Genomic DNA, 20,915 nt, shown 5'->3' on the forward strand with positions numbered 1-20,915 from the left:
GAACGCACTCTCGCCCGTCTAAGAGGCGCAAGAGATGCTGAAACGCTACCTTCCTAGTTGCACGCTATATCCTGCCAACTTAGCGCTGCTTCAGCGTGTGTTTGACCAGGTGTGTTGCGAGCGCGCCTACGAGGCACAATCGCTAGATGCGGAGATTGCGGCAACGACATTGCTACACCTGTTTCAGCATGGGATGACCAATGAGGCCGCACTTTTGGCGCAAATGCGAAGATGGCAGCAAGAATTCATCCGACGAGCGAGCTGAGCTGGCGCAATCGCGAGTGAAGCCGACCTTTGATCGCAAGAGAGAGCGCCAAAGCAGAGATTGTGGTACACACAAGAATACTTCACGCATTGCCCTGATGGGCGTCCAGCCCATTTTCGTAAATCCGCTTTAGCACGTCGCAGGCAGTCTCGGCACGCTGCCGCGCGCCCCGATAAGCATTTTTCCTCCCAACATCGAGAGCATGGGGACCGGAGCATCCGAAGGCCCTGCTTGCGACGCGTGCGCATTCAGTGACCGAAATTGGACTGACTGTCGGTTATTGGCGTTGGTGCGCGGATATGACATCGAACGCATTTCGATCTTTAATGTAGTTGGTTATGCCTGCGTGACTTGACGCCGGATAGACTCCGGGCGTGCCCATGCCAGCATGCGGTTGAGAACGATGCAACCGATGGCAACCTCGGTCTGTTGAGCCGGAAGAGAGCGTGCTCGCAGGCGCCGTCCGATCAGCCCCTTGTATCGTCCGATGGTAAGCGCTCATTTCCATGCGCGTTGACGCGGCCCGTTTGACCGGGGTCGCTGTCGGCCAGTTGCATCGGATCAAGTAGCGGCGGTTTTGGCGAAGTTGAATGGCAAGAGATCGGTGATGTCGGCATTGTCCGCGCGCTGCGGCAATTCCGTGAGGACGTGGCGCAAATAGGCCAAGGGCTCGATGCCGCAAGCTCGGCATGTCAGCATGAGGCTGTAGACGACGGCACTGGCCCTGGCTCCGTCCACAGTGTCGCTGAACAGCCAACTCTTTCTTCCAGTGGCAAAAATCCTGATGTCGCGCTCAAGCAGGTTGTTGTCGATCGGCATCCTGCCGTCTTCGGTGTAGCGCGTCAGGTACTCCCACTGGTTCAGGGTGTAGGACACGGCGTCGCCGATCTTGCTGTCGGGCAGGACCTTCGGGGCTATGTCGTCGAGCCATGCCTTGAGAGCGTTCATGATGGGGACGCTGTGTTGCTGGCGGAAACGGCGGATGCATTGATGTCGCGTTTCGCCCTTGTCCGGCTTTTCGTTGCGCGTCTGGCTTTCAATCCGGTAGAGCTGTTCGAAGAACTTCAGCGCCTGCTCCGGCGGGCCGCCGCCTTTCTTTCTGGTCTTCAGTGCATCGACGAAGCGACGTCTGGCATGGGCCATGCACCCCAGATGGGTCGCTCCTGCCAGCGTGCGCCAGGCGGTATAGCCATCGCTCATCAGGATGCCGCGGTAATCACCGAGGAAGGCCTGCGGATAGATCTGGCCGCGGCCGGGCTGATAGTCGAGCAGCACGGTCGGTTCGTCGCTGTCCTCTCCACTCCGATACGCCCACATGAAGGATGTGCTGGTGGCTTCCCTGTCCTTTTCCTTCAGGACCTGGACCGTCGTCTCGTCACCATGGATGAGCGGTTGTGACCGAAGCCGCAGCTTCAGTGCGTCATAGATGCGGGAGAGATGCTTCTCGCTCGATCCGATCACCCAATGCCCCAGAGCGCCGCGGCTGACGGGCACGCCGGCTCGCTCGAATGCCTGGCTCAAGCGGTAGAGCGGCGTGCCATCGACATATTTGTGGACGAGCGCGAAGGCCAGCGTCGAGGCCGTGGCGATGCTGCCCGGCAAGGGCTGCGCGGGCATCGGGGCAATGACAACAGGCGTATTGATGCCGGTCCGGTCGCAATGGCGGCATGCATACTTGAACCGCACATTCTGCAGGACCTTCGCCTTCACCTCGATATGGAGCTGCTCGGTGACGGCCTCACCCATGCGATGCATCTGGTGGCGGCAGCAAGGACAGGCCTTCTGACCGTCGGCAAGGTCATACTCGACGCGCTCGCGCGGCAGGTGTTCCGGCAGAGGCTTGCGGCCACGCTTCTTTCCCTCCGGCTTTTCGGTGGACGGAAAGCCGGTGTCCGGCAGGTCGACGACATTGCCATCTTCGCTGCTGGCGTCGTCTTCATCGGCAATCTGTTCGGCTTCATTGAAGAGGCGATCAACGTGCTTTTCGCTCTTCGGCGCAAAACGATGCAGCCGCGCTAGCGCCAACTCTTCCTCGAGCTTGGCCACGCGTTCTGCGAGCTGGCGGTTCTGCGCCTGCAGCGCAGCAATGCGCGCCATCAACTCCTCAACAGTCGGTTCGCCAGGTCGATTCATCGTAGTTTTGAATCTGAACCGCACCGACGCGTCAACCGCACAATTCGGGAGCCGTCAGCCCGCAACCTGATATTGCCGCACCGGATGGCGCACCATTGCATCGATGTCGATGCCGTCGAGAATCCAATGGAGCTGCTCGGTCGTCAGCGTAACCACCGCCGTCTCCCGGCGTGGCCATCGGAACCTGTCTTCGGTCAGCCGCTTTAGAACCAGCATGAAGCCGGACCGGTCAAAGAACAAGAGTTTCATCCGGTCGCGACGGCGATTGCAAAAGGCAAAGACCGCAGGCGCAAACGGGTCGAGCTCCATCACCTCCTGAACCAGGACCGCAAGGCTGTTGATGCCGGCGCGGAAGTCGATCGGTTCGCGATGCAGGTAGACTGTCAGGTCAGCGCCCAGTCTGAACATGACCCAGTGCTCCGATGATCGCCGTCAATGCATCCACATCACCGCATTCCAGCGTCAACTTCACGCCGTTCGGCAAAGACGCGCTCACCTTGGCTGGGAGTGGCGACGACTTCGACAGCCGCTCTTCACCACGCGTGGCAGGCCTCTCTACCGAATTGCCCTGCATAGGCAGGCTGTACTCCGCGGCGACGCTGACTTGAACTGGAATGAACGCCGACGGCGCAGGTGGCGGCAAAGCAACGGCGTCTTTGGTCGTCTTTATCCACTTCCGAAGAAGGTTGGCATTGATCCCATGTTCAAGCGCAAGTCGCGATACCGACACGCCAGGCTCAAGGCAGGCCGCAACGAGCCGCTCTTTTGACGCCGCGTCGTACCGCCGGCGGCCGTTACGCAAAATTCGCCTCACCAGCAGTTTCTGTTCATCGTCCTCAATCACGTGGTGTCCACCTCCAAAGTGGACACTTCATGCCAAAACACGCTCAATGGAAAAAGGTGCAGAGAAATTCGCGCTTTCTTCCGATGGCTGTTTCGCTCAGCGCCCGCTTGCCGTAGCCGGTGGCTGCCTGCCATTTCAGCCGACCATCGCTTGCGATTGCGGCAATGTGCTTGTCCCTTTGACCAGGCGGTCCGGTATCACCGCTTTCCACCGCCGTGGAACGCGGTGGAATGACGATGTTCGCGGTTGCGCTGTGCTGCAGGATAGACCGATAGGTTGGCTTGCCGTCATAGGCTCCGTCGGCTGTGAACTGGTCGATCTCGCCGGCGATCTGATCGAGCAGCGGTGCCACCTGGGAAGGATCATCCGTGTCCTGATCTGTCAGCCTTTGGGCAATGATCGCGCCACTTTTGGCATCCACTGCCAGATGCAGCTTGCGCCAGTTGCGACGTGATCTGGCGCCATGTTTCTGCTCCAGCCATTGCCCGGCGCCGTAGACTTTCAATCCCGTGCTATCGACAAGCACATGCAGCGGGCCGTCCGGCAGCGGCGGGTTTCGTCGGGCTGATGGCTCCCACTTCTGTGCCCGACGGCTCAGCGTCGTATGATCTGGAACTGGGACTTTCAGCCCCATGAGATCCAGCAGCGAGTGGAGCAATCCCTCGGTCTGGCGCAGCCGCATTGCCAAGACGCAACCCAGCGTCAGCGCTGTCTCAATGGCGAGATCGGAATACCGGGCTTGGCCGCCGCGGGTCTTGCGTCGCGGAGCGCGCCATCCCGCCAGTGCCTCCGGCGTTACCCATAAGGTCAGGCTACCACGCCGGCGCAGACCTGCTTCGTAGTCACGCCAATTCGTCACCCTGAATTTCATCTTTCCGACGTGATGACGACGATCTGCGTTGTGTTTGTACGGCATGGCTCTCGCATCAAGCTGATTTCGATCCTGCCTGCCTATCGCCAAACCGTTGACAAAGGATCCATGCACCAACGCTCTGTCACATTGATTTTGGCTTAACGGTTTGACGATAAGTCAGGTTGGCATGGTCGAAGCATGCGCCACCTGCAAGAACCATCGCTTCCCGATCGAAATCGTTGCTCATGCCGTCTGGCTTTATTACCGGTTCGGGCTGAGCCTGCGCGATGTTGAAGAAATGCTGCTGGAGCGGGGGATCGTCGTCTCCTACGAGACCATCCGCCGCTGGGGAAAGAAGCACAGTCCCGATTATGCACGTCGCCTGCGCCGCAAGGCGCCATCGAAAGACGATGTCTGGCATCTTGATGAGGTAGCCGTGCGCATCAACGGCAGGCGGTGCTGGCTGTGGCGCGCCGTCGACCAGGACGGCTATGTGCTGGATGAGATCGTGCAGACCCGCCGCAATACCAAGGCGGCCAGGCGTCTGCTCATTCGTCTGCTGAAGAAGCAAGGCCTGTCGCCGAAGCGTATCGTCACCGATAAGCTGCGCTCCTATTCAGCGGCAAGACGTCAGGTCATGCCCGATATCGAGCACCGGTCGCACAAGGGCCTCAACAACCGGGCGGAGAACTCTCACCTGCCGTTTCGAAAGCGGGAGCGAATTCGGCAAGGCTTCCGCAGCATTGGCTCCCTTCAGCATTTCGTCTCCGTCTTCTCCGCCATACGCAATCTCTTTGTCCCCTCCCGCTCAAACAGGTCCGCCACGCAGATCCGAACTCACCGCCTCAATGCCATGGCAGAATGGAAGGCCGCGGCGTTGCAGATTGCCTGAAAACAGCTGTGGGCTTCCCCGCGCCCACGCTTCAAACAATGTGACAGCGCCGTAAAGGTCCTTCGATGCTTTGCCGGTACTGGGCCAGTAGCGTAGTCCACCCTCGAACGAAAAGACTGAGGCCGCCGCCCCGGCTTCCGACGCCGACTCGGCAATCACCGGCACCGCGGCGGCGGTGGCGCCCGCCGTCAGACCACAAAGCGCCACACATGTCAGAAACAGTCGCTGCATCAGATATTTTCCTTATTTTCCTTGGATTCGATTGCCGGTTCTGTCGCAAACTATTCGCGTTGAAGGTTGAGGCTTGAGCGCTCTATAGCGCGACGATCTGGGAGACAGGTCGAATCTCATCCTGATCGCCGCGCCGCATAAGGGCTCGGGACAGCTTTCCATTCCGAGGTAGGCGCTTCCTTGGCTTCTCATACCGGCAAGGAAGGTGCCAACATAACGCGTTGGACGCCTTGCAAGCGTCAGCAACCGCAATCGTCTTCATCGTCTTCCTCGACGATGTGTCTCCTTACCGTTTCCTCATCCCTCTTGAGGGGGTTGAGCACTGCTTCAGCGTCGGCGAAGACCACCTTCACATCCTCGCATGAGACACTGAGGCTGCCGCCTCGCGCAACGCTTCGTTGCGCGAGACGGCGCACCATCTCCTTGACATAAGCCGCGCTGCCGCCCCTTGAACGGGCTACGGCTTCGGCCAAAGCTTCGCCCTGGAAGTTCAGCGCATGACCGTACTGCTCGATCAACCGCTCGCGGCAATCGTCATCAGGGAGAGGAATCTCGAGGGCCACATCTACGCGGCCCGAGCGCGAGGCGAGCGCCCCCTCGAGGGAGTTCAGCCGATTCGTGGTCATGATGATGATGATGTCTGAATCTACGCCAAGTCCATCCAACTCGTTCAACAGACGGTTCAGGCGGGTTTCTGCCTTTTGACCAGAAATATCTTCGCGCGAACGGCCAACCAGATCCACATCCTCAATCACCATCATGCATGGCTGCAGGACGCGAGCCAGCGCGAAGTATGGCTCCATATTCAGCATCTGCTCAGCCGTGACCAGAACTGTGGTGTGCTCGGGCAGGTTGGCAGCAATATAGTGGACGACATGGGTCTTGCCGGTGCCAGGATGTCCGTGGAGAAGAATACCCTTGCGCCCCGATTGGCCGAGGCGCTTCAACTCCTCCCGGCATTTAACAAAATCGAAGATGTGCGTATCGAGCTGGGCCATAGTCGCCTTGGAAAGCACTACGTCGTTCCGGCTTACAGCAGGAAGCTTATGAACCCGCATTGTTTCCTGCGTGCCCCCGAATTCAGTGGACTCGAAGGAGACAGCCTTGTTGCGGTAATAGCTCTTGCCCTGCGCCTGGATTGTGCGCAGAAAGCGCTTGGCGAAGGCATGGCCCAGCTCATTAGGCAGATGACCTATTTCGACCTGGACCATTGGCCCATAGCGGGTAAGGAACTTCGACAGCATGACTGCTGCAGGCATGTCGTCGTCGATCGTTATCAGCCAAATACCGTTGTTAATCGAAGGATATGGCTCATCTTCGCCAATGTCGATGCCCTGACGCTGGACGGGCGCCAGCTGCACGACGATTCTTCCCTCGGAAGTGGTCAAGTCTGACAGCTTCATCGGCAAAAACTCGACCATTTGGTGGAAGCCCAAGAGCTCAGGGGACCGAGGTGCGATTAGGTCCTCAATAAGGGATTGAAGATCCGGCAGGAGATGTGCGTTAAACTCCCAGCGGGAGCTCACGAGAGCTGTCAAATCATCGGTGTTGAAATGGCGACGAAGTTTCTGCCACACAAAGAGTACTGGTTCAGTCATGACGATGTTCCCTTGAATGTTGAGTGGAAGGCCTGGGTCTGTAGAAACAGCATTCGCATTAGATTTCTCTCCAAACGTTCTTCGGCAGATATCGGTCTTCGGCGGCCGCGAGCTCGCCATAGCCCGAACACCTCATCGAGTGTCGCTACCTCCGGCTCGATGCCAGCGACGCTCTCCTCGGCAATAATGCGGCCGCAGACCGACCCTGTCGTCGTCGACGATGAGAACCTGGTCCGCCATGCTCGTTTGTCTGCTCCGATTCGAAACTGTGCCGGCCCGACATGTAGCTTTCCTTCTTCTGTTCGATTCATCGCGGCTGCCCGCGACATGAATGCCGGTCGGCAGCTCTCGCCGCCTCGCACCGAAGGGCTTCAAGACTCGTGCCAACTTGGCCGAGTTGGGCCGAAGTTCTCATTTTATAAGGTCTCCTGATTGGTTGTTCCGATAACAACCCTTCTGCCAGCCCTAGCTGACAGCAGCCTGAAAGCTACCGGCGATTTTGCGCGACGGTGTAAGTTCCTGTCGGCCAGGCCAGAGTCTCCCTTCGAACTGGAAGCTCGGCACACCTGATTCGTATGCTGCTCATGAAAACGACATGACAAAAGCGTTGTTGAGCTGGAGACGAACGTTGGGTTGAAGAGGACGGATCAACGTCCCATGTGAATGAAAAGACCGTTCAGAATAACGCTACAGCACTGGCTCTCACGGTGGGAATCCGAAGTTGTGAGTGCAGGCGTAAACGCCTTTAAGTTTCGGCTGGGGTGGCATGCTTGTCCCACGCCAGTGGATTGGGATGTGGTTTGGCGAGCCGGCCCACCGCGGGTTTTGTCGCCACCCCTGTTTGACATTCTCGTTGCCTGCCAGCAGCGTACAATGCTTTCTACACCCAACCTAGTCGCTGCAGCAAACCAGTGTTATCAAGGGATTCGAATAATCGCCTCAAAACCATCTTCGCGACCTGAGGCAGGCGACGCAAATTCAAGGCTGCCACCGATCTGCTTGATAGCATAATTAGCAAACAATAGCCCCTCGCCTGAGCCCCTCGCTTCTAGGTCTGGGAGGGGCACCACCGGTCCTGCGTTTACAATGGCGATGGTTCCATCAGCTCGGACGGAAACTGTTGCCGGGGTATCCTTCAGTCCATGTACGAGTGCGTTCTCGAGTAGCGGCCCAAGGACGAGGCAAGCCCATTCGATCTTGTATGCTTTGCGCTTCAAAGTGGGGCAGCCGTCGACGTTAAGGATTAGCCGTCCGGCACCCCACGGCTTTTTCAAGAGGCGATCAATGTTTGACCGAACAAAGCGGACAAGATCGAACTCGCGGTCGTATGCGGTCGCCGATTCGACCACGAACTTGTACCCGACGCCACGCACTGTCGCTATACGGTTCCGGCCGATCTTTTTGCGGAGCCGGCCAACATAAACCTCCACGGTATTGCTCTCAACTTCCGCACCTGACGACAAGAGTACATCTTCGATCTTCGCCTTCGAAACTGTCTCTCGGCCGGGTCGCTTTAGAAGGCAGTCGAGAATCGTCCATTCGCGTCTCGACAGGGGGATCTCCCGGCCGTCGAGTTCGAGGCGCCGCTCAGCCGAGTTTATGTACAGCCTCCCGTCCTGATATGAGTGCGGGAACTGCCCACGATTACGCATCACGGCATGAATGCGCGCGGAAAGTTCCCTGGGGACGAGATGCGGCTTGACCAAATAGCCGTTGGCACCAGCGTTGAGCCACACGCAGTCCGAACGCTGACGGCGAGCTGCCACGATCATGACCGGTGTCCAATCAGACCGCTTCCTCATCTCCCGCAGGTAGTCGATGCCGTTACCGTCTGGCAGGTCAATTTCGAGCAGAACAAGGTCGTAGTTGGGCCCAGCGTGATACTGCGCTTCGGACAGGTCCTTGACCCATTCGAGCAAGTGGCCATACTCCGTCGCAAAACTGCGTACAACGCTGTAAAAGTCCTGGTTGTCGCCAATGAGCAAAATTTGCAAGCCGACCTCCATAATAGGGCAGGGTTCGTGCGTTATAGACGAAACCTGACAATAAGCTGAACCCTCGTGGCGCAAATATCCGGGGGCTTTCATGTTGGGGTCAGAAGAGCAGTTCAAAATCTTGCGCGGCCTTTATCAACCAAAGACAGCGACGGCTGATTTGATGATGATGCCGCCATCCGGGCTTCGGCGCATCTGACGACCCGTGGCGGTGCGAAAAACATTCGTCAATTGCAGCGCAGGCGGCACGCGCGACCACAAGGTTCGCACGCTCTCCCGGCCATGCCGGGTTTTGCGAATGACGTTTCCTGTGACGACGCGCTGCGACCATCGGAAGCCGACCTCGTGGAAATACAGGTCGGCATGCTGCGGGCTGATATGATGAAAGACGCCGGCGATGGTACGGCGGACGCGGGAGTTGAAACCTTCGACCGAATTGACGTGGACGGCGTCGCGCACATACTCACCGCTGGAATGCTTCACTGTCTCATGCTTGGCAAAGCTCTACCAATGGCCATGAATGCCTTCCACTCGTCGCTCATCAAATGAGCTCCCAATTCGATCTGCGCTTCAATGACGCGTTCGCTTGCTCGCGCCGAGAGACTGGTCACGACCGCGGCACGCGCGTCACCGGCCAGAGTGCCAGGCATGACGTCACTCGGGCGCCGCACCATTGCCATGACTGGCGTTTTGTCCGTATTCGCCTGGCCTTTCCGGCCGCGGCCCGGAGGCGGGTCGTCGGGATTCTTTCTGGGCCTTCCACCGAGATGGAAATGGTCGATCTCCACCGTGCCGGCGAGCATGTTCTCCCGCGCCACCATGAGACGCAGTGCATGTCCCATCCGCCAGGCCGTTGGCTGGCTCACCCCGAGCGCCTCGGCCAGGCGCACCGACGACAAGCCCTTGTCGGATTGCAGTAACAGCCACATGGCCTTCAGCCAAACACGCAAGGGAAGCTTCGTGGAGTGCAGAGGCGTGTGTGTCGTCACCGTGAACTGGAACCGGCAATCGCCGCTGGAACATTGATAAAGACCCGGTCGGGCGCGACGCTTGCCGGTATCGCGACCGGCAAGCGCAATCGAGCGTTTGTATCCGCAGGCGGGGCAGATCCGGCCATCCGGCCACACCATGCTTTCCAGCAACCGACGGCAATGCTGCTCATCCCGGAAGGCCGCGATCATTTCTTCAACAGTCCGAATGTTGGAAAGCGCTGCAAGTATTTCAGGCATTCTCACCTCCTTAGACCAGCCCGAAGAATCGCATGAAAAGCCATACATCACAAGGATATTGCGGTCTTTGGTTGATAAAGGCCCGTGACGCTACCATCGACTGATTCGCTTGAAGGCCTGTCGCTTGCGGAACTCCGCGGGCTGGTTTCTGCGCTGATCGGCGAAGTGCGCGGTCTTCAAGGCCGGGTCGAGAGCCTTGAGATTGAGAACCAGGCGCTACGCGCCGAGAACCAGACCCTGAAGGATGAGATCGCCCGGCTGAAGGACCTGCCGCCGCGTCCCCCGGTCAAGCCGACCAAGCCATCGGGCATGGAGAAGGCGACGCAGCCGACATCTGGCAAGGGCAAGCGCCGCCGGCGCGGCGCCAAGCCCGACTTGAACAGTTGGAGGTGAACGGATGGCGAACGCTGTCCGTTAAGCTATTGACTTCACTCGCCTCGAGTTTTCGGCGCGAAAATGTGTGGTAACAACATTTGATCTGCTAGCTGCATGTTGTATGGATTTTATGGCATTTATTCGCTAACAACGCTGGCATGTTTGTCGTTGAGAGAGTCGCGCGCGGCCACCGCTATCTTTACCTCGTGGAAAGTGTCCGCGACGGCAAAACCGTTCGCCAGCGCACGATAAAGGCGCTGGGCCGCAAGGATGCGCTGGTTGCCAGCGGCGAACTTGACAGATTGGCGGCCTCGATTGCGCGCCATGGCGAGCGCAGCCTCATCCTGTCCGACATTGACGCGGGGCGAATTGCCTCTCGCCGCATCGGCGGTCCGCTGTTGTTCGGGCGGCTGTGGGAGCGGCTCGGGATCGGCGATGTGCTGGAAGAGGTGCTGGAAGGGCGCCAGTTCGGCTTTGCGGTGGAACGGGCGGTGTTCATTGGCACGTTGCATCGGCTGTTCGTCTCGGGCTCGGACCGCGACTGCGCGAACTGGATGGCCGATTATGGTATCGAGGGCGCCGAGGGTCTGGCGCTCCATCACTTTTACCGGGCCATGGCGTGGCTGGGCGAGGAACTCGGCGAAAAGGCGCAAGGCGCGCTGGTGGCGCGCTGCGTGAAAGACGCGATCGAGGAAAAGCTCTTCGCGCGCCGGCAGGACCTGTTCACCGACCTCAGCCTTGTATTCATGGACACCACCTCGTTGTCCTTCCATGGCGCGGGCGGCGAGACGCTGGGCAAGCGCGGGCATTCCAAGGACTTCCGCCCCGATCTGGCGCAAATGATCCTGGCGCTGGTCGTTGATGCCGAGGGCCGGCCGATCTGCACCGAGATGGTGCCCGGCAACACCGCTGACGTGACCGTCCTGTTGCCGGTGGTCGATCGGCTGCGAACGCGCTTCGGCGTCACACGCGCCTGCGTTGTCGCCGATCGCGGCATGATCAGCGCCGATACCATCGCCGCGCTCGAAAAGCTGGGCATGGAATACATTCTGGGGGCCCGCGAACGCTCGAGCAGCGTGATCCACAACGTCGTGCTCAATGACGCGGCACCGATGGTTCCGCTCGTTCTCGAGCGCCAGCGCGGTGAAACTCAGTTGTGGGTCAAAGAGGTCAAGGTCGGTAAAGACCGCTACATTGTCAGCCGCAATGACGCCGAGGCCGAGAAGGACAAGGCCGACCGCCAGGCGATCATCGCCGGCCTCGAGGCACAGCTCAAGAAGGGCGACAAGGCACTGGTCGGCAACTCGGCCTACCGGCGTTACCTCAAGGCCAGCGGCAAGAACTTCAAGATCGATGTCGGCAAGCTTGCCGAGGAAGCCCGGTACGACGGCATCACCGTGGTGCGGACCAACGCGAAGGTGACCCCGCTCCAGGCCGTGCTGCGGTATCGCGATTTGCTCGAGGTCGAGAGCCTGTTCCGCGCCGCCAAGGCAACCTTCAATACCCGGCCGATCTTCCACCAATCCGATGCCGCCATCCGCGGGCATGTGTTCTGCTCGTTCCTGGGGCTCGTACTCAGCAAGGAACTGTACCGCCTCTGCCGGGCCAAAGGCCTGACGCCCGAATGGCAGCCGCTTCTACGCGATCTCGACCGCCTCCAGGAAGCCACCATCGAAAAGGATGGTCGCATCGTCACCACCAGAACCCACGTTACGGGCCAAGTAGGCAACGTCTTCAAGGCAGCTGGCATCGCTCTGCCACACAACCTCGACGAACAACTCGCCTGAGATCATCCCCAAAATGTAGTGGTAACACGCGCCGGCGCGCGCCTAACGTGCTGATATAATAACATATTCTTACAGGCGGTGTTTAAGTGGGGCCAAGCGCGACGGCGGTCGCGTGAGCCGCGAGGTGACGGTTGCGGTGAGCGCTCCTGCGGGCTCTCGCTTCAAGGGGTATGAGACGATCCTGGTGCGCGATCTGGCGTTGTCGGCCGAGGTGGTGCGCTATCGCCGCGAGCGCTGGGTGACACCGACCGGCGAAACGATGGTGGCGCCGTTGCCGGCGGGGATCATCGGCGGCTGGGGCGCGAACCTGCGCCGCTTCATTCTGGCCTGTCACATTCAAGGCCAGGTGACGACGGAGCGGTTGACGGCGTTGTTGACCGGGATCGGGGTCGACATTTCGAAGCGCCAGGTGGTGCGGCTGATTTCGGAGGGCCTGGAGGCCTTCGCGGCGGAGGACCGTGACGTGCTGCGCGCCGGGCTGGCTACGGCGCCCTGGATCACCGTCGATGATACGTCGGCGCGCCACGCCCACCAGGACGGCTACACCACCCAGATCGGCGATCGCCGCTTCACCGCGTTCCGCACCGGGCGATCGAAGTCACGGGAGGCGTTCCTGGCGACGCTTGCGTGCCGGGCACAGCGATTACTTCATCAATGAAGAGGCCCTGGCCTATATGCGCGGCCGCAACCTCGCCGGTCCGGTGATCGCGCGGCTGGCGGCTGCGCCGCACAAGGCATTTGCCGACAGCGCCGCATGGCAGGCGCATCTGGCCGCACTCGGCCTCGACCAGCTCGCGGTTGAGCCCAACCCAGTCAGGATCGCCACCGAAGGGGCGATGTGGGGAGCGATCCGCCACCACGGCTTTCTTGGCGATACCGTGGTCGTGTCCGATGATGCCGGCCAGTTCCGCATCGGCGACCATGCTCTGTGCTGGGTCCACGCCGAGCGGCTCGTCCACAAATTGATACCCGTGACCCCGGATCAACGTCAGGCCGTCGACATCATGCGCCAGTTGATCTGGTGGTTCTATCGCGACCTCAAGAGCTACCAGCGTGCTCCTTGTCCGCGCCACGCGGCGGCCCTGCGCGCCCGCTTCGAGCGCCTGTTCAAACGACGAACCGGCTACGTCATGCTCGACCGGCTTCTTGCCAGGCTGCATCGCCGCAAGCATGAACTCCTGCGCGTTCTCGATCGTCCCGAGATCCCACTCCACACCAATGGTTCCGAAAACGACATCCGCACCTTCGTCACCAAGCGCAAGATCTCCGGCGGAACCGTCAGCGAGGCAGGCAAGAACGCCCGCGACGTCCTGCTCGGCCTGATGAAGACCTGCATCAAGCTCGACGTCTCATTCTTCCGCTATCTCGGCGACCGCCTCGGCATACCAACACAAGAGTCGATTCCGCCGCTCCCGGATCTCGTTAGGCAAGCCGCTCAAGCCTGACTGCCCGGTAATCTGCCCCGGTTACATAGGAGCGCAGCTTATCGGTGACGATACGCTTCGGCGACAGGCCTTGCTTCTTCAGCAGACGAATGAGCAGACGCCTGGCCGCCTTGGTATTGCGGCGGGTCTGCACGATCTCATCCAGCACATAGCCGTCCTGGTCGACGGCGCGCCACAGCCAGCACCGCCTGCCGTTGATGCGCACGGCTACCTCATCAAGATGCCAGACATCGTCTTTCGATGGCGCCTTGCGGCGCAGGCGACGTGCATAATCGGGACTGTGCTTCTTTCCCCAGCGGCGGATGGTCTCGTAGGAGACGACGATCCCCCGCTCCAGCAGCATTTCTTCAACATCGCGCAGGCTCAGCCCGAACCGGTAATAAAGCCAGACGGCATGAGCAACGATTTCGATCGGGAAGCGATGGTTCTTGCAGGTGGCGCATGCTTCGACCATGCCAACCTGACTTATCGTCAAACCGTTAAGCCAAAATCAATGTGACAGCACCTTTCCTCGACATGGCGCAGGCCCAAGGGAAATCGGTAATAGAGCCAAACGGCGTGAGCAATGATCTCGGTCGGAAAGCGATGGTTCTTGTAGCGGCAGCTTCAGACATGCCCGGTGCCTATCGTCAATCCGTTAACGCTGAACAACGTGACAGCGCCAATCAGGGAGCGCGCCTAAGCGCGCTCACCATTATCGGGTTTGGACACGCCGGCAGGCACATCACTGTTGCGTTCTATTCCTTCTATGAACTGACGATATGTCGGATTTTCGGCCAGCAATTCGTTTTGCATGCCGTAAAAGGCCGTGTCGGACGCGCAAAGAAAGAGAACGCGTGACATTGGTTTTATCAACGAGAGGTCATGGGTAATGAACACGCTGGAGTTGTCTTTTTGAAGCGTCTCAATGGCAGCCAGAGCGCGCTTCCGGTTAACTTCGTCTAGCGCAGCTGTGGCCTCGTCCAAAAGAAGCAGACGCGGTTTTTTCAGTAGGGCACGGGCAAGCGACACACGCTGTTTCTCACCGCCAGATAATCGATTGCCGCGCTCTCCCACCGTTGATTCGGCTTGCGCCTCATGCCGATTAATGACGTCTGTCAGCCCAAGGATGGAAATCACCTCGTCGATATCCGTTTTCGGTCCGGAATAGCCGAAGGCAATGTTCTCCCGGATCGTCCAATCGAACAAAAGGCAGTCCTGCTGTACCACGGCGATGTCTTCCCGCAGCGCGCTTGCATTTTCGTCCGAAACAGCCTTCCCGTTTATCATGTACGCCCCATCGCTCGGCATGGTAAGGCAGGATAAGAGCTTGAGAAGAGAGGTTTTCCCAACACCCGACGGGCCCACGATGAAGAGCGGTTCCTTCGGCTGAACACTGAAGCTAAGGCCGGACAACACCGGATGGTCAGCGACATCAATTGAAACATGGCGAAGTTCCAGGGTGAAAGGCTGCTTTTCCGCCGGCAGCAGGACCTTCGTTGGTGCCGGAACGTCGACTGCCAGCAGATCGGCAAGAAGTCGGGCCTCCCCGAGGGCCGCATGCACGTCACGATAAACGCGTGCAAACGTTTCGACCGGCTGCAGCAGTCGAATAATGTAGGTATTCAGCAGGACGAGTTCCCCGATGCTGAGAATACCCTCACCGGCATTGACACCGCCGCGCCACAAATACGCCAAGTACGACCAAGCCGAAGACGAGCGCCTGGAGACCACCATAGTAGGCCCTCTGTCGGAACGTTATTGCCCAGGCCCGATCGTTCACTTTCAGTTTGTCGTCAAGTTTGCTGGTGAATTCGGAACCCAAATTCGATTGTTGAACCAGCTCGGCATTTGCCACCCCGTCGAGGCCGAAGCTCCAGGCATCGATGCCGCTTTCCATGGCTTCTTCCGTCGACGAGCGAATGCGCCGGGCAGCGATGTTTGCGATGAACCCGTACAAGAACAGTGCGACGACAAGAAACCCTGCGATCCAGCAATCAATCATGAAGGCAATCACCGACGCCGCGATTCCCAGTTCGATGATCGTTGGGATCAGAACGAACGTCAGATTCGACGTAATGTCTCTGACGGCATCCAAACCCTTTTCTATCGTACGGCCGATCTCGTAGGTCGTGTAGGTCTTGAGACGGTAGTAAGGTAACGAGACGGCATGTTGAAAGACATGGGTAGTCAAGTTGCGTTGGAGCCTCAGATTCATGGGCCCGAAGGTACCAGCGTTAAGCCTATGCCGAAGGAGAGGATGTAGGTAACGGCAGCATTGATCCGTCCGTTACCCTCTGTGAGGGCATCAATACCCAGTGAAAAGAACACCGGAAAGATCGCAGCACCTACCGCTGTCGCCGCAATGGTTAGGATCACCAGCGCAAGCAATGCCTTTTGCCTGCGATTTTGCGTAATTACCAGGAATACGACCTGTAGTATCTTTGATAGATCTGTCATCTAACCACCGTTACCATGTACAACCGAATGACTACCAATGTATAGCTAAACACAGATTGGTCGAATCACAATATACATTGAAACATACACATTGACAAATCGGAGTTATATCTTATGAATCGACCGTCACCGCGAGGTGCGGTGCGCTAACAGAAGGAGATTCCTATGAATCAGAACCTGAACCCTCCGCAGTTTGGTACGGCAATCGAATTCCTCGATGACGAAGACGCCACTCCGGGCGTCGCCCGGCAGCAGCATGCTCACGTTGCGACAGCTCCAGCCGCAGCGGCGCATCGGGCAAGTCTTCCGGCTCGTCGCGTTGCGGCCAGACCGCCTGATCTGACCAAGCCCACCCCGGCGCCAGCATCCTGAGCGCCGGGGTGACCACGAGCACACGCATGCAGAACAATTGACTGCATCGGTACCGCTGTCGCCATTCTAGGATCGGAAACTATGTACACAATATCGCCGTTTGTGCTTGAGCCCGCCGACATTGACGGGGTTTGCAAACTGTTCACGCCGACCGGGGCCGCTTCGATTAGCGATGCCAATCTTGCAGCGGCTCTGCGGGAATTTTCATCGATACGGCCGTACATCGATGAACACTGTGTCTCGGAAATTCTGGAGCGCAATGCCCTGCCCATCGATGCAGCGGAGCAGTTCCTGACCAAGCTCAAAGTTCTGCGTCGCATGAAATCCGATGAAAGCGTTGTGATCTATTGCCCTTCGGATGAGATTTCGCGATCCTTGGGGAAGTGCATTGAGAACAACGACGCCATAACCTGCACTTCGGTTGACGACCTGGCGCTCATAGGCAATCCGACCTTCCTTGTTGCGATTCAAGCCGCCTATTCTTCAACCACGGCGCGGGAAATCTACGCCGCATGTGCGCGGAGCCCTGAGTGCATCGTACTCCACGCATATTTTGTTTTTCGACACTTTGTCATTGACGGGTTCTACTCAGCGTCGATCGGCTTGCCTGACCATTTCAGTGGCCTTCATAACCTGGCCGGTCTCGACAGAAACCCAGGCTTCAAGCCAACCAGTTGGGCCGACTTCTTCCTTTCTGACCCCTATGCCCTCAACTCGCTCTCAGTTCCAACGTTCGCTGCGTTAGAGATAGAAGCGGCAGCAGCACTACACCTCCTATACACGCGCCTGCGCCCCCTCCTTGCCGACGGCGTTGCGCCGCTTTTCCCCGATGACCTCAGCACCATTATTGAGATGAATCTGGATACGGGTCGCATTGAGCGCCATCGAGGAGCCCATTCCACCTACAGTGCGGAACCGCGAACCATTTGAACGAGGGAGCAGATGCCATGCCGACCAACGACATATCAGCTTTGAACCAGATCGGTTTTACAAGCCAATTCGTCGACCCTGACGTCGAACATACTGTTCGCACCTTTCACCATCATTGTTTTACCTGCGCAGGGTCCACTCTGGAACAACGCATCAGTGCGCCGTTTCTTTCGAAGGAAACTCTACTTCTCGCAGAGACTAAGGAATCTCGATTTTCTCATTTCAGTCACATCGTCACCGGCCACTCCACCTCAACGCAGACAGCCGTTTCACGCTGGCCGTCCCTGAAGGAAGGGCAGCTTGGTATTGTGGAATTCGAAAAGATTGCCTCGATCCTGGGCCAGGCAATTGGAGCGGATGGCTTAGGACGCAGGCCATATCCATCCGGCGGCGCGCTCTATAGCGCTGAGGCCATCGTAGTAACCAGCGAAATGGTTGAGGGCATACCTCCATTTTCTGTCGCGCATTACCTCCCGGGCAGCAACCGCTTCGAACTGCTGCCGGCGCAATTTGATCAGGATCGGTACAATGCCATCGCCACCATTAACGGGGCCGTTTTCTACGTCGCCTACTTCATCAATTTGAAGAAAGCGACCTTCAAATACAGGTCGCGGGGCTACCGGCTTGCCTTACTAGAGATCGGTTCGATGTATCATCACATCACAACTGTAGCTCAGGAAAACGGGATTGCTTCGCGCGTCTTGGCCGGCTTCTCCGAGTATGAGTTTACCAAGACCTGTGGCCTGGACAGCAGGTTGCTTCTCCCCGCTGCCATTCAAGCCTTTGGTTTTCCGGGAGATGCGAATGTCCAATAGCTTCCGCAATTTCGACCTAAAGACGCCGAGATTCCGCCTGTCGGCAAGCTACCCTGCCTCTATTTACGAACCTGCCGTTTTCTCCGCTGTCGACCATCTTGCGGTCAACGGGCATGGTTTTGGTTTTGATGGCGACGCACATATCAAGGCAATTGGGGAATATTTGGAACGGTACGCCGCTTTTCGTACCATTCAGCCGACCCATACCGGGCGGTTACACGAGATGGGACTTTCAAACGCGGAGCAAGTGGCCCTCCAAGGTGTATTGCTGCAGACCTGCCAACCCGATATCTCCAAAGAAGATCTCGTGGAACACGCCTTTAACCTTGTCGAAGTGCAGCGGTTTTCGACGGGCGAACGTTGCCTATATCCTGCCGTCTATCTTTCTCTGCACAGGTTCAGCGGCTGTCGCGACGCTGATTTTCTGCCGGTGCGCGACACCTCCGGCAGTGCTATTCACCCGGATCGCGCCACGGCGTTCCGATCGGCGTTGTTAGAATTCGTTGAACGGCAATGTACAACCGCTATGTGGGTGTCGCGACGCTGCAACAAGATGGCGCCCCTTTACGAAAATCTCCTCGGCCGCGGCAAAGCCGGCACCACCTGCCGGCAGATGACGCGGGAGGGTTCTGTTACAGTGTACGACATCTCGTTTTTGAAGGGCGTTTCAGTGCTGTTTGCCGAGTACCGGTCACGCAAGGAGGACGACATTATCAATTTCGCATGCGGCTGTGCCGCAGACTACGACGCAGAGACCGCGGTGTTGAAGGCGTTTACTGAGGTATGGCAGACCTCGCTGTTGCTTCCGCAGATGGAATTCTTTGGCATGCACGAGTATGGAAGCGACAAACTAAAAGCAGATTTCAGGGCGGCCAACAGGCCGGATTTCGAACTAGAGGTGCGGGTTGCCCCCCTCCACATCGGCCCCGAAATCGAAAAAGGAACGCTGAAAGATAGCCTGCTCTCGGTCTCTCACAACATCTACGTCTACGAGAAGGCCATCACGGTCTCCGGCGCAAAGGTGTGGTTCTGCCGTGTCGTCTCCCCCGACTTCTTTGTTCACATGAGCCCTGGTGAGGGCAATAACAATGAGAATGATTGGATCAATCTGTTCTGCGCGCCGGGGACCGGAAGGCTGGAGCCGCTGCCATTCTCATGAAAGAGAGAGGGAGGTTTTGCCCCCCTCTAACTTACGTCTAGGTACTGCAGCGGCGCTTCGAGATCGTTACTCCCAATCCGACGTCTCTGGCGATTTTAGATCGGGCTCGTGCATAAGCAGGGGCGACCATTGGATAGTCCGGGGGGAGGTGCCATTTCTGCCTGTATTCATCAGGTGTCATCTGGTACTTCGTCTGCAAATGTCGTTTCAACGACTTGAAACGTTTACCATCCTCCAGGCAAATGAGATATTCCTCATTTATTGATCCTTCCTCTTTTACAATCGACCCCAGCTGCATGGTGCCGTTTTCCGCAAGACCAAGGGAAGGATCGTCATGACCCTTGCTGAGAATGTGCTGAAGACGCGCCACAAGCGGCGGAAGGTCGGCCGGCGATATATCGTTTCGATTGAGATAAGCCACAATAATGGCCGTTAGAGATGCGACAGTAACGTTCTCGGAAGTAATTGGAGACTTGCGATCCATATCTTACCTACAATAAAGATGGCCACGTCCCAGCTAAAAAGCCTTTTTTACGCGTTTCGCAGCCAAAATACTGTTGATCTGCTCAAACTCTGCCGGCTATCGCGGGCGAGTGTTGAGAATTACCGTAGATACAGAGCCGGTATTAGATCAGGTTGGATCGCAAAAAATCATCCCCCATAACTGTCCAAAGCTCTACCACAGCATCTGGTTTTGTTGCAACGGCTGAATAGGGGCGCAGAGAGGCCCTGATGCGAGGTCAATCAGGGGCGTTGTCACGTTGTTTGAATGTGGCCGCGTGAAGCCGATACCGCGCTTTTCAGGCAGGCCGTGCACTCACGGCTTCCCACGCGGCCATTGCCTGGCGTCGATGGATTCGAATTTGTGCGGCGGAGCGGTTGGTCTGGGATGGGACGAAGAGATTTCGGACGGCGGAGAAGATCGACACGAAATGCTGCAATGAGCCGACCGACCGGAAACCCTGTCGCGTTCGTTCCCGTTTTCGGAACGGCAGGTGAGAATTCTCCACCCGGTTGTTCAAGCCTTTATGCGAGCGGTGTTCCACGTTCGGCATGAGCTGGCGTTTGGCCGCCCCGTAGGAGCGCAATTTGTCGGTGATCATACGCTTTGGCGGCAGACCCTGCTTCTTCAGAAGTCGCGTCAGCAGGCGCCCGGCGGCCTTGGTGTTGCGACGCGTCTGGACAATCTCGTCGAGCACATATCCGTCCTGATCAACCGCTCTCCACAACCAGCATTTCTGACCGTTGATGCGCACCACGACTTCATCCAGATGCCAGACATCATCTTTCGTCGGCGACTTGCGGCGTATGCGGCGCGCATAATCAGGGCCGTGCTTTCGGCACCATCGGCGGATGGTCTCGTAGGAAACGACGATCCCGCGATCGAGCAGCATTTCCTCGACATCGCGCAGGCTCAGATTGAAGCGGAAGTAGAGCCAGACAGCACGGGCCACGATTTCGATCGGATAGCGGTGGTTCTTGTAGGTCGGTGCACTCACGGTCATGGGCGCGCTGCTACCTCAATTTCCTTACCGCTCAATCAATGTGACACCA

The 20,915-nt window shown here is 58.1% G+C and carries 17 protein-coding genes and 6 pseudogenes; 9 read left to right on the forward strand and 14 right to left on the reverse strand.

All coding sequences use genetic code 11. The features are described 5' to 3' along the window. Positions 1–601: 601 nt before the first annotated feature. The 5 genes and pseudogenes from ACZYHG_RS37170 to ACZYHG_RS37190 form a co-directional block, all read right to left on the reverse strand. Positions 602–754, reverse strand: a pseudogene (locus ACZYHG_RS37170) (IS5/IS1182 family transposase); the annotation flags it as partial. Positions 755–826: 72 nt separating this feature from the next. Beyond that, positions 827–2,398: an IS66 family transposase gene (gene tnpC / locus ACZYHG_RS37175; protein ID WP_464615418.1), complete on the reverse strand. Its 1,572-nt coding sequence runs from the start codon at positions 2,396–2,398 to the stop codon at positions 827–829. Between the two features lie 54 nt (positions 2,399–2,452). Next, positions 2,453–2,806 (reverse strand): IS66 family insertion sequence element accessory protein TnpB, encoded by a 354-nt coding sequence (tnpB, locus tag ACZYHG_RS37180; protein ID WP_464613070.1) that lies wholly within the window; start codon positions 2,804–2,806, stop codon positions 2,453–2,455. After that, on the reverse strand, positions 2,787–3,239 hold the full coding sequence (gene tnpA / locus ACZYHG_RS37185; protein ID WP_464614636.1) for an IS66-like element accessory protein TnpA: 453 nt from the start codon (positions 3,237–3,239) through the stop codon (positions 2,787–2,789). The genes tnpB and tnpA overlap by 20 nt, the downstream gene beginning before the upstream one ends. Positions 3,240–3,318: 79 nt before the next feature. Next, positions 3,319–4,158: pseudogene (locus ACZYHG_RS37190) on the reverse strand (IS5 family transposase); the annotation flags it as partial. A gap of 135 nt (positions 4,159–4,293) precedes the next feature. Between ACZYHG_RS37190 and ACZYHG_RS37195 the strand changes: the two are divergent. Beyond that, positions 4,294–4,987: pseudogene (locus ACZYHG_RS37195) on the forward strand (IS6 family transposase). 470 nt (positions 4,988–5,457) lie between these two features. Here the strand turns inward: ACZYHG_RS37195 and ACZYHG_RS37200 are convergent. From ACZYHG_RS37200 to ACZYHG_RS37210, 3 genes and pseudogenes are all read right to left on the reverse strand, one after another. Then, positions 5,458–6,816: an AAA family ATPase gene (locus tag ACZYHG_RS37200; RefSeq protein WP_464615419.1), complete on the reverse strand. Its 1,359-nt coding sequence runs from the start codon at positions 6,814–6,816 to the stop codon at positions 5,458–5,460. 917 nt (positions 6,817–7,733) lie between these two features. Next, complete coding sequence (locus ACZYHG_RS37205; RefSeq protein ID WP_464615420.1) at positions 7,734–8,810, reverse strand: winged helix-turn-helix domain-containing protein; 1,077 nt, start codon at positions 8,808–8,810, stop codon at positions 7,734–7,736. Between the two features lie 135 nt (positions 8,811–8,945). Next, positions 8,946–10,039: pseudogene (locus ACZYHG_RS37210) on the reverse strand (IS1595 family transposase). An 84-nt stretch (positions 10,040–10,123) separates the two neighbouring features. On the opposite strand from ACZYHG_RS37210, the gene ACZYHG_RS37215 reads away from it, so the two are divergent. The 4 genes from ACZYHG_RS37215 (at position 10,124) to ACZYHG_RS37230 (ending at position 13,646) form a co-directional block, all read left to right on the forward strand. Continuing rightward, the gene (locus ACZYHG_RS37215) at positions 10,124–10,432 is read left to right on the forward strand and encodes an FtsB family cell division protein (protein ID WP_464615421.1); all 309 of its coding nucleotides are present in this window, start codon (positions 10,124–10,126) and stop codon (positions 10,430–10,432) included. 140 nt (positions 10,433–10,572) lie between these two features. After that, positions 10,573–12,201 carry an IS1634 family transposase gene (locus tag ACZYHG_RS37220; protein ID WP_464615422.1) on the forward strand — a complete coding sequence of 543 codons (1,629 nt, stop codon included), beginning with the start codon at positions 10,573–10,575 and terminating at the stop codon, positions 12,199–12,201. A 136-nt stretch (positions 12,202–12,337) separates the two neighbouring features. After that, complete coding sequence (locus ACZYHG_RS37225; protein WP_464615423.1) at positions 12,338–12,859, forward strand: IS66 family transposase; 522 nt, start codon at positions 12,338–12,340, stop codon at positions 12,857–12,859. A 178-nt stretch (positions 12,860–13,037) separates the two neighbouring features. Then, positions 13,038–13,646: an IS66 family transposase gene (locus ACZYHG_RS37230; RefSeq protein WP_464615535.1), complete on the forward strand. Its 609-nt coding sequence runs from the start codon at positions 13,038–13,040 to the stop codon at positions 13,644–13,646. Here the strand turns inward: ACZYHG_RS37230 and ACZYHG_RS37235 are convergent. The 4 genes and pseudogenes from ACZYHG_RS37235 to ACZYHG_RS37250 all read right to left on the reverse strand — a co-directional run. Then, positions 13,645–14,089: pseudogene (locus tag ACZYHG_RS37235) on the reverse strand (IS6 family transposase); the annotation flags it as partial. The gene ACZYHG_RS37230 and the pseudogene ACZYHG_RS37235 sit on opposite strands and share 2 nt — an antisense overlap. A gap of 235 nt (positions 14,090–14,324) precedes the next feature. Next, positions 14,325–15,323 (reverse strand): ATP-binding cassette domain-containing protein, encoded by a 999-nt coding sequence (locus tag ACZYHG_RS37240; RefSeq protein WP_464615285.1) that lies wholly within the window; start codon positions 15,321–15,323, stop codon positions 14,325–14,327. Beyond that, the gene (locus ACZYHG_RS37245) at positions 15,286–15,819 is read right to left on the reverse strand and encodes an ABC transporter transmembrane domain-containing protein (protein ID WP_464615424.1); all 534 of its coding nucleotides are present in this window, start codon (positions 15,817–15,819) and stop codon (positions 15,286–15,288) included. Before ACZYHG_RS37245 ends, ACZYHG_RS37240 begins: the two co-directional genes overlap by 38 nt. A gap of 20 nt (positions 15,820–15,839) precedes the next feature. Next, the gene (locus ACZYHG_RS37250) at positions 15,840–16,085 is read right to left on the reverse strand and encodes a hypothetical protein (RefSeq protein WP_464615425.1); all 246 of its coding nucleotides are present in this window, start codon (positions 16,083–16,085) and stop codon (positions 15,840–15,842) included. A gap of 165 nt (positions 16,086–16,250) precedes the next feature. On the opposite strand from ACZYHG_RS37250, the pseudogene ACZYHG_RS37255 reads away from it, so the two are divergent. The 4 genes and pseudogenes from ACZYHG_RS37255 to ACZYHG_RS37270 all read left to right on the forward strand — a co-directional run bounded on the left by ACZYHG_RS37255 (position 16,251) and on the right by ACZYHG_RS37270 (position 19,361). Beyond that, positions 16,251–16,423, forward strand: a pseudogene (locus tag ACZYHG_RS37255) (phazolicin family TOMM bacteriocin). Between the two features lie 115 nt (positions 16,424–16,538). Continuing rightward, positions 16,539–17,387, forward strand: a complete 849-nt coding sequence (locus ACZYHG_RS37260; RefSeq protein WP_464615287.1) for an McbB family protein — start codon at positions 16,539–16,541, stop codon at positions 17,385–17,387. Between the two features lie 17 nt (positions 17,388–17,404). After that, positions 17,405–18,202 (forward strand): nitroreductase family protein, encoded by a 798-nt coding sequence (locus ACZYHG_RS37265; protein WP_183454955.1) that lies wholly within the window; start codon positions 17,405–17,407, stop codon positions 18,200–18,202. After that, positions 18,192–19,361, forward strand: a complete 1,170-nt coding sequence (locus ACZYHG_RS37270; protein ID WP_464615288.1) for a YcaO-like family protein — start codon at positions 18,192–18,194, stop codon at positions 19,359–19,361. The genes ACZYHG_RS37265 and ACZYHG_RS37270 overlap by 11 nt, the downstream gene beginning before the upstream one ends. Positions 19,362–19,398: 37 nt before the next feature. Here the strand turns inward: ACZYHG_RS37270 and ACZYHG_RS37275 are convergent, their stop codons facing one another. Together ACZYHG_RS37275 and ACZYHG_RS37280 are read right to left on the reverse strand one after the other, a co-directional pair. Next, a complete protein-coding gene (locus ACZYHG_RS37275) occupies positions 19,399–19,845 on the reverse strand; it encodes a Ros/MucR family transcriptional regulator (RefSeq protein ID WP_464615289.1) in 447 nt (148 codons plus the stop codon). Between the two features lie 316 nt (positions 19,846–20,161). Next, complete coding sequence (locus tag ACZYHG_RS37280; RefSeq protein WP_464615426.1) at positions 20,162–20,866, reverse strand: IS6 family transposase; 705 nt, start codon at positions 20,864–20,866, stop codon at positions 20,162–20,164. Positions 20,867–20,915: the final 49 nt, after the last annotated feature.

It is taken from the genome of Mesorhizobium subarcticum, assembly GCF_055456085.1.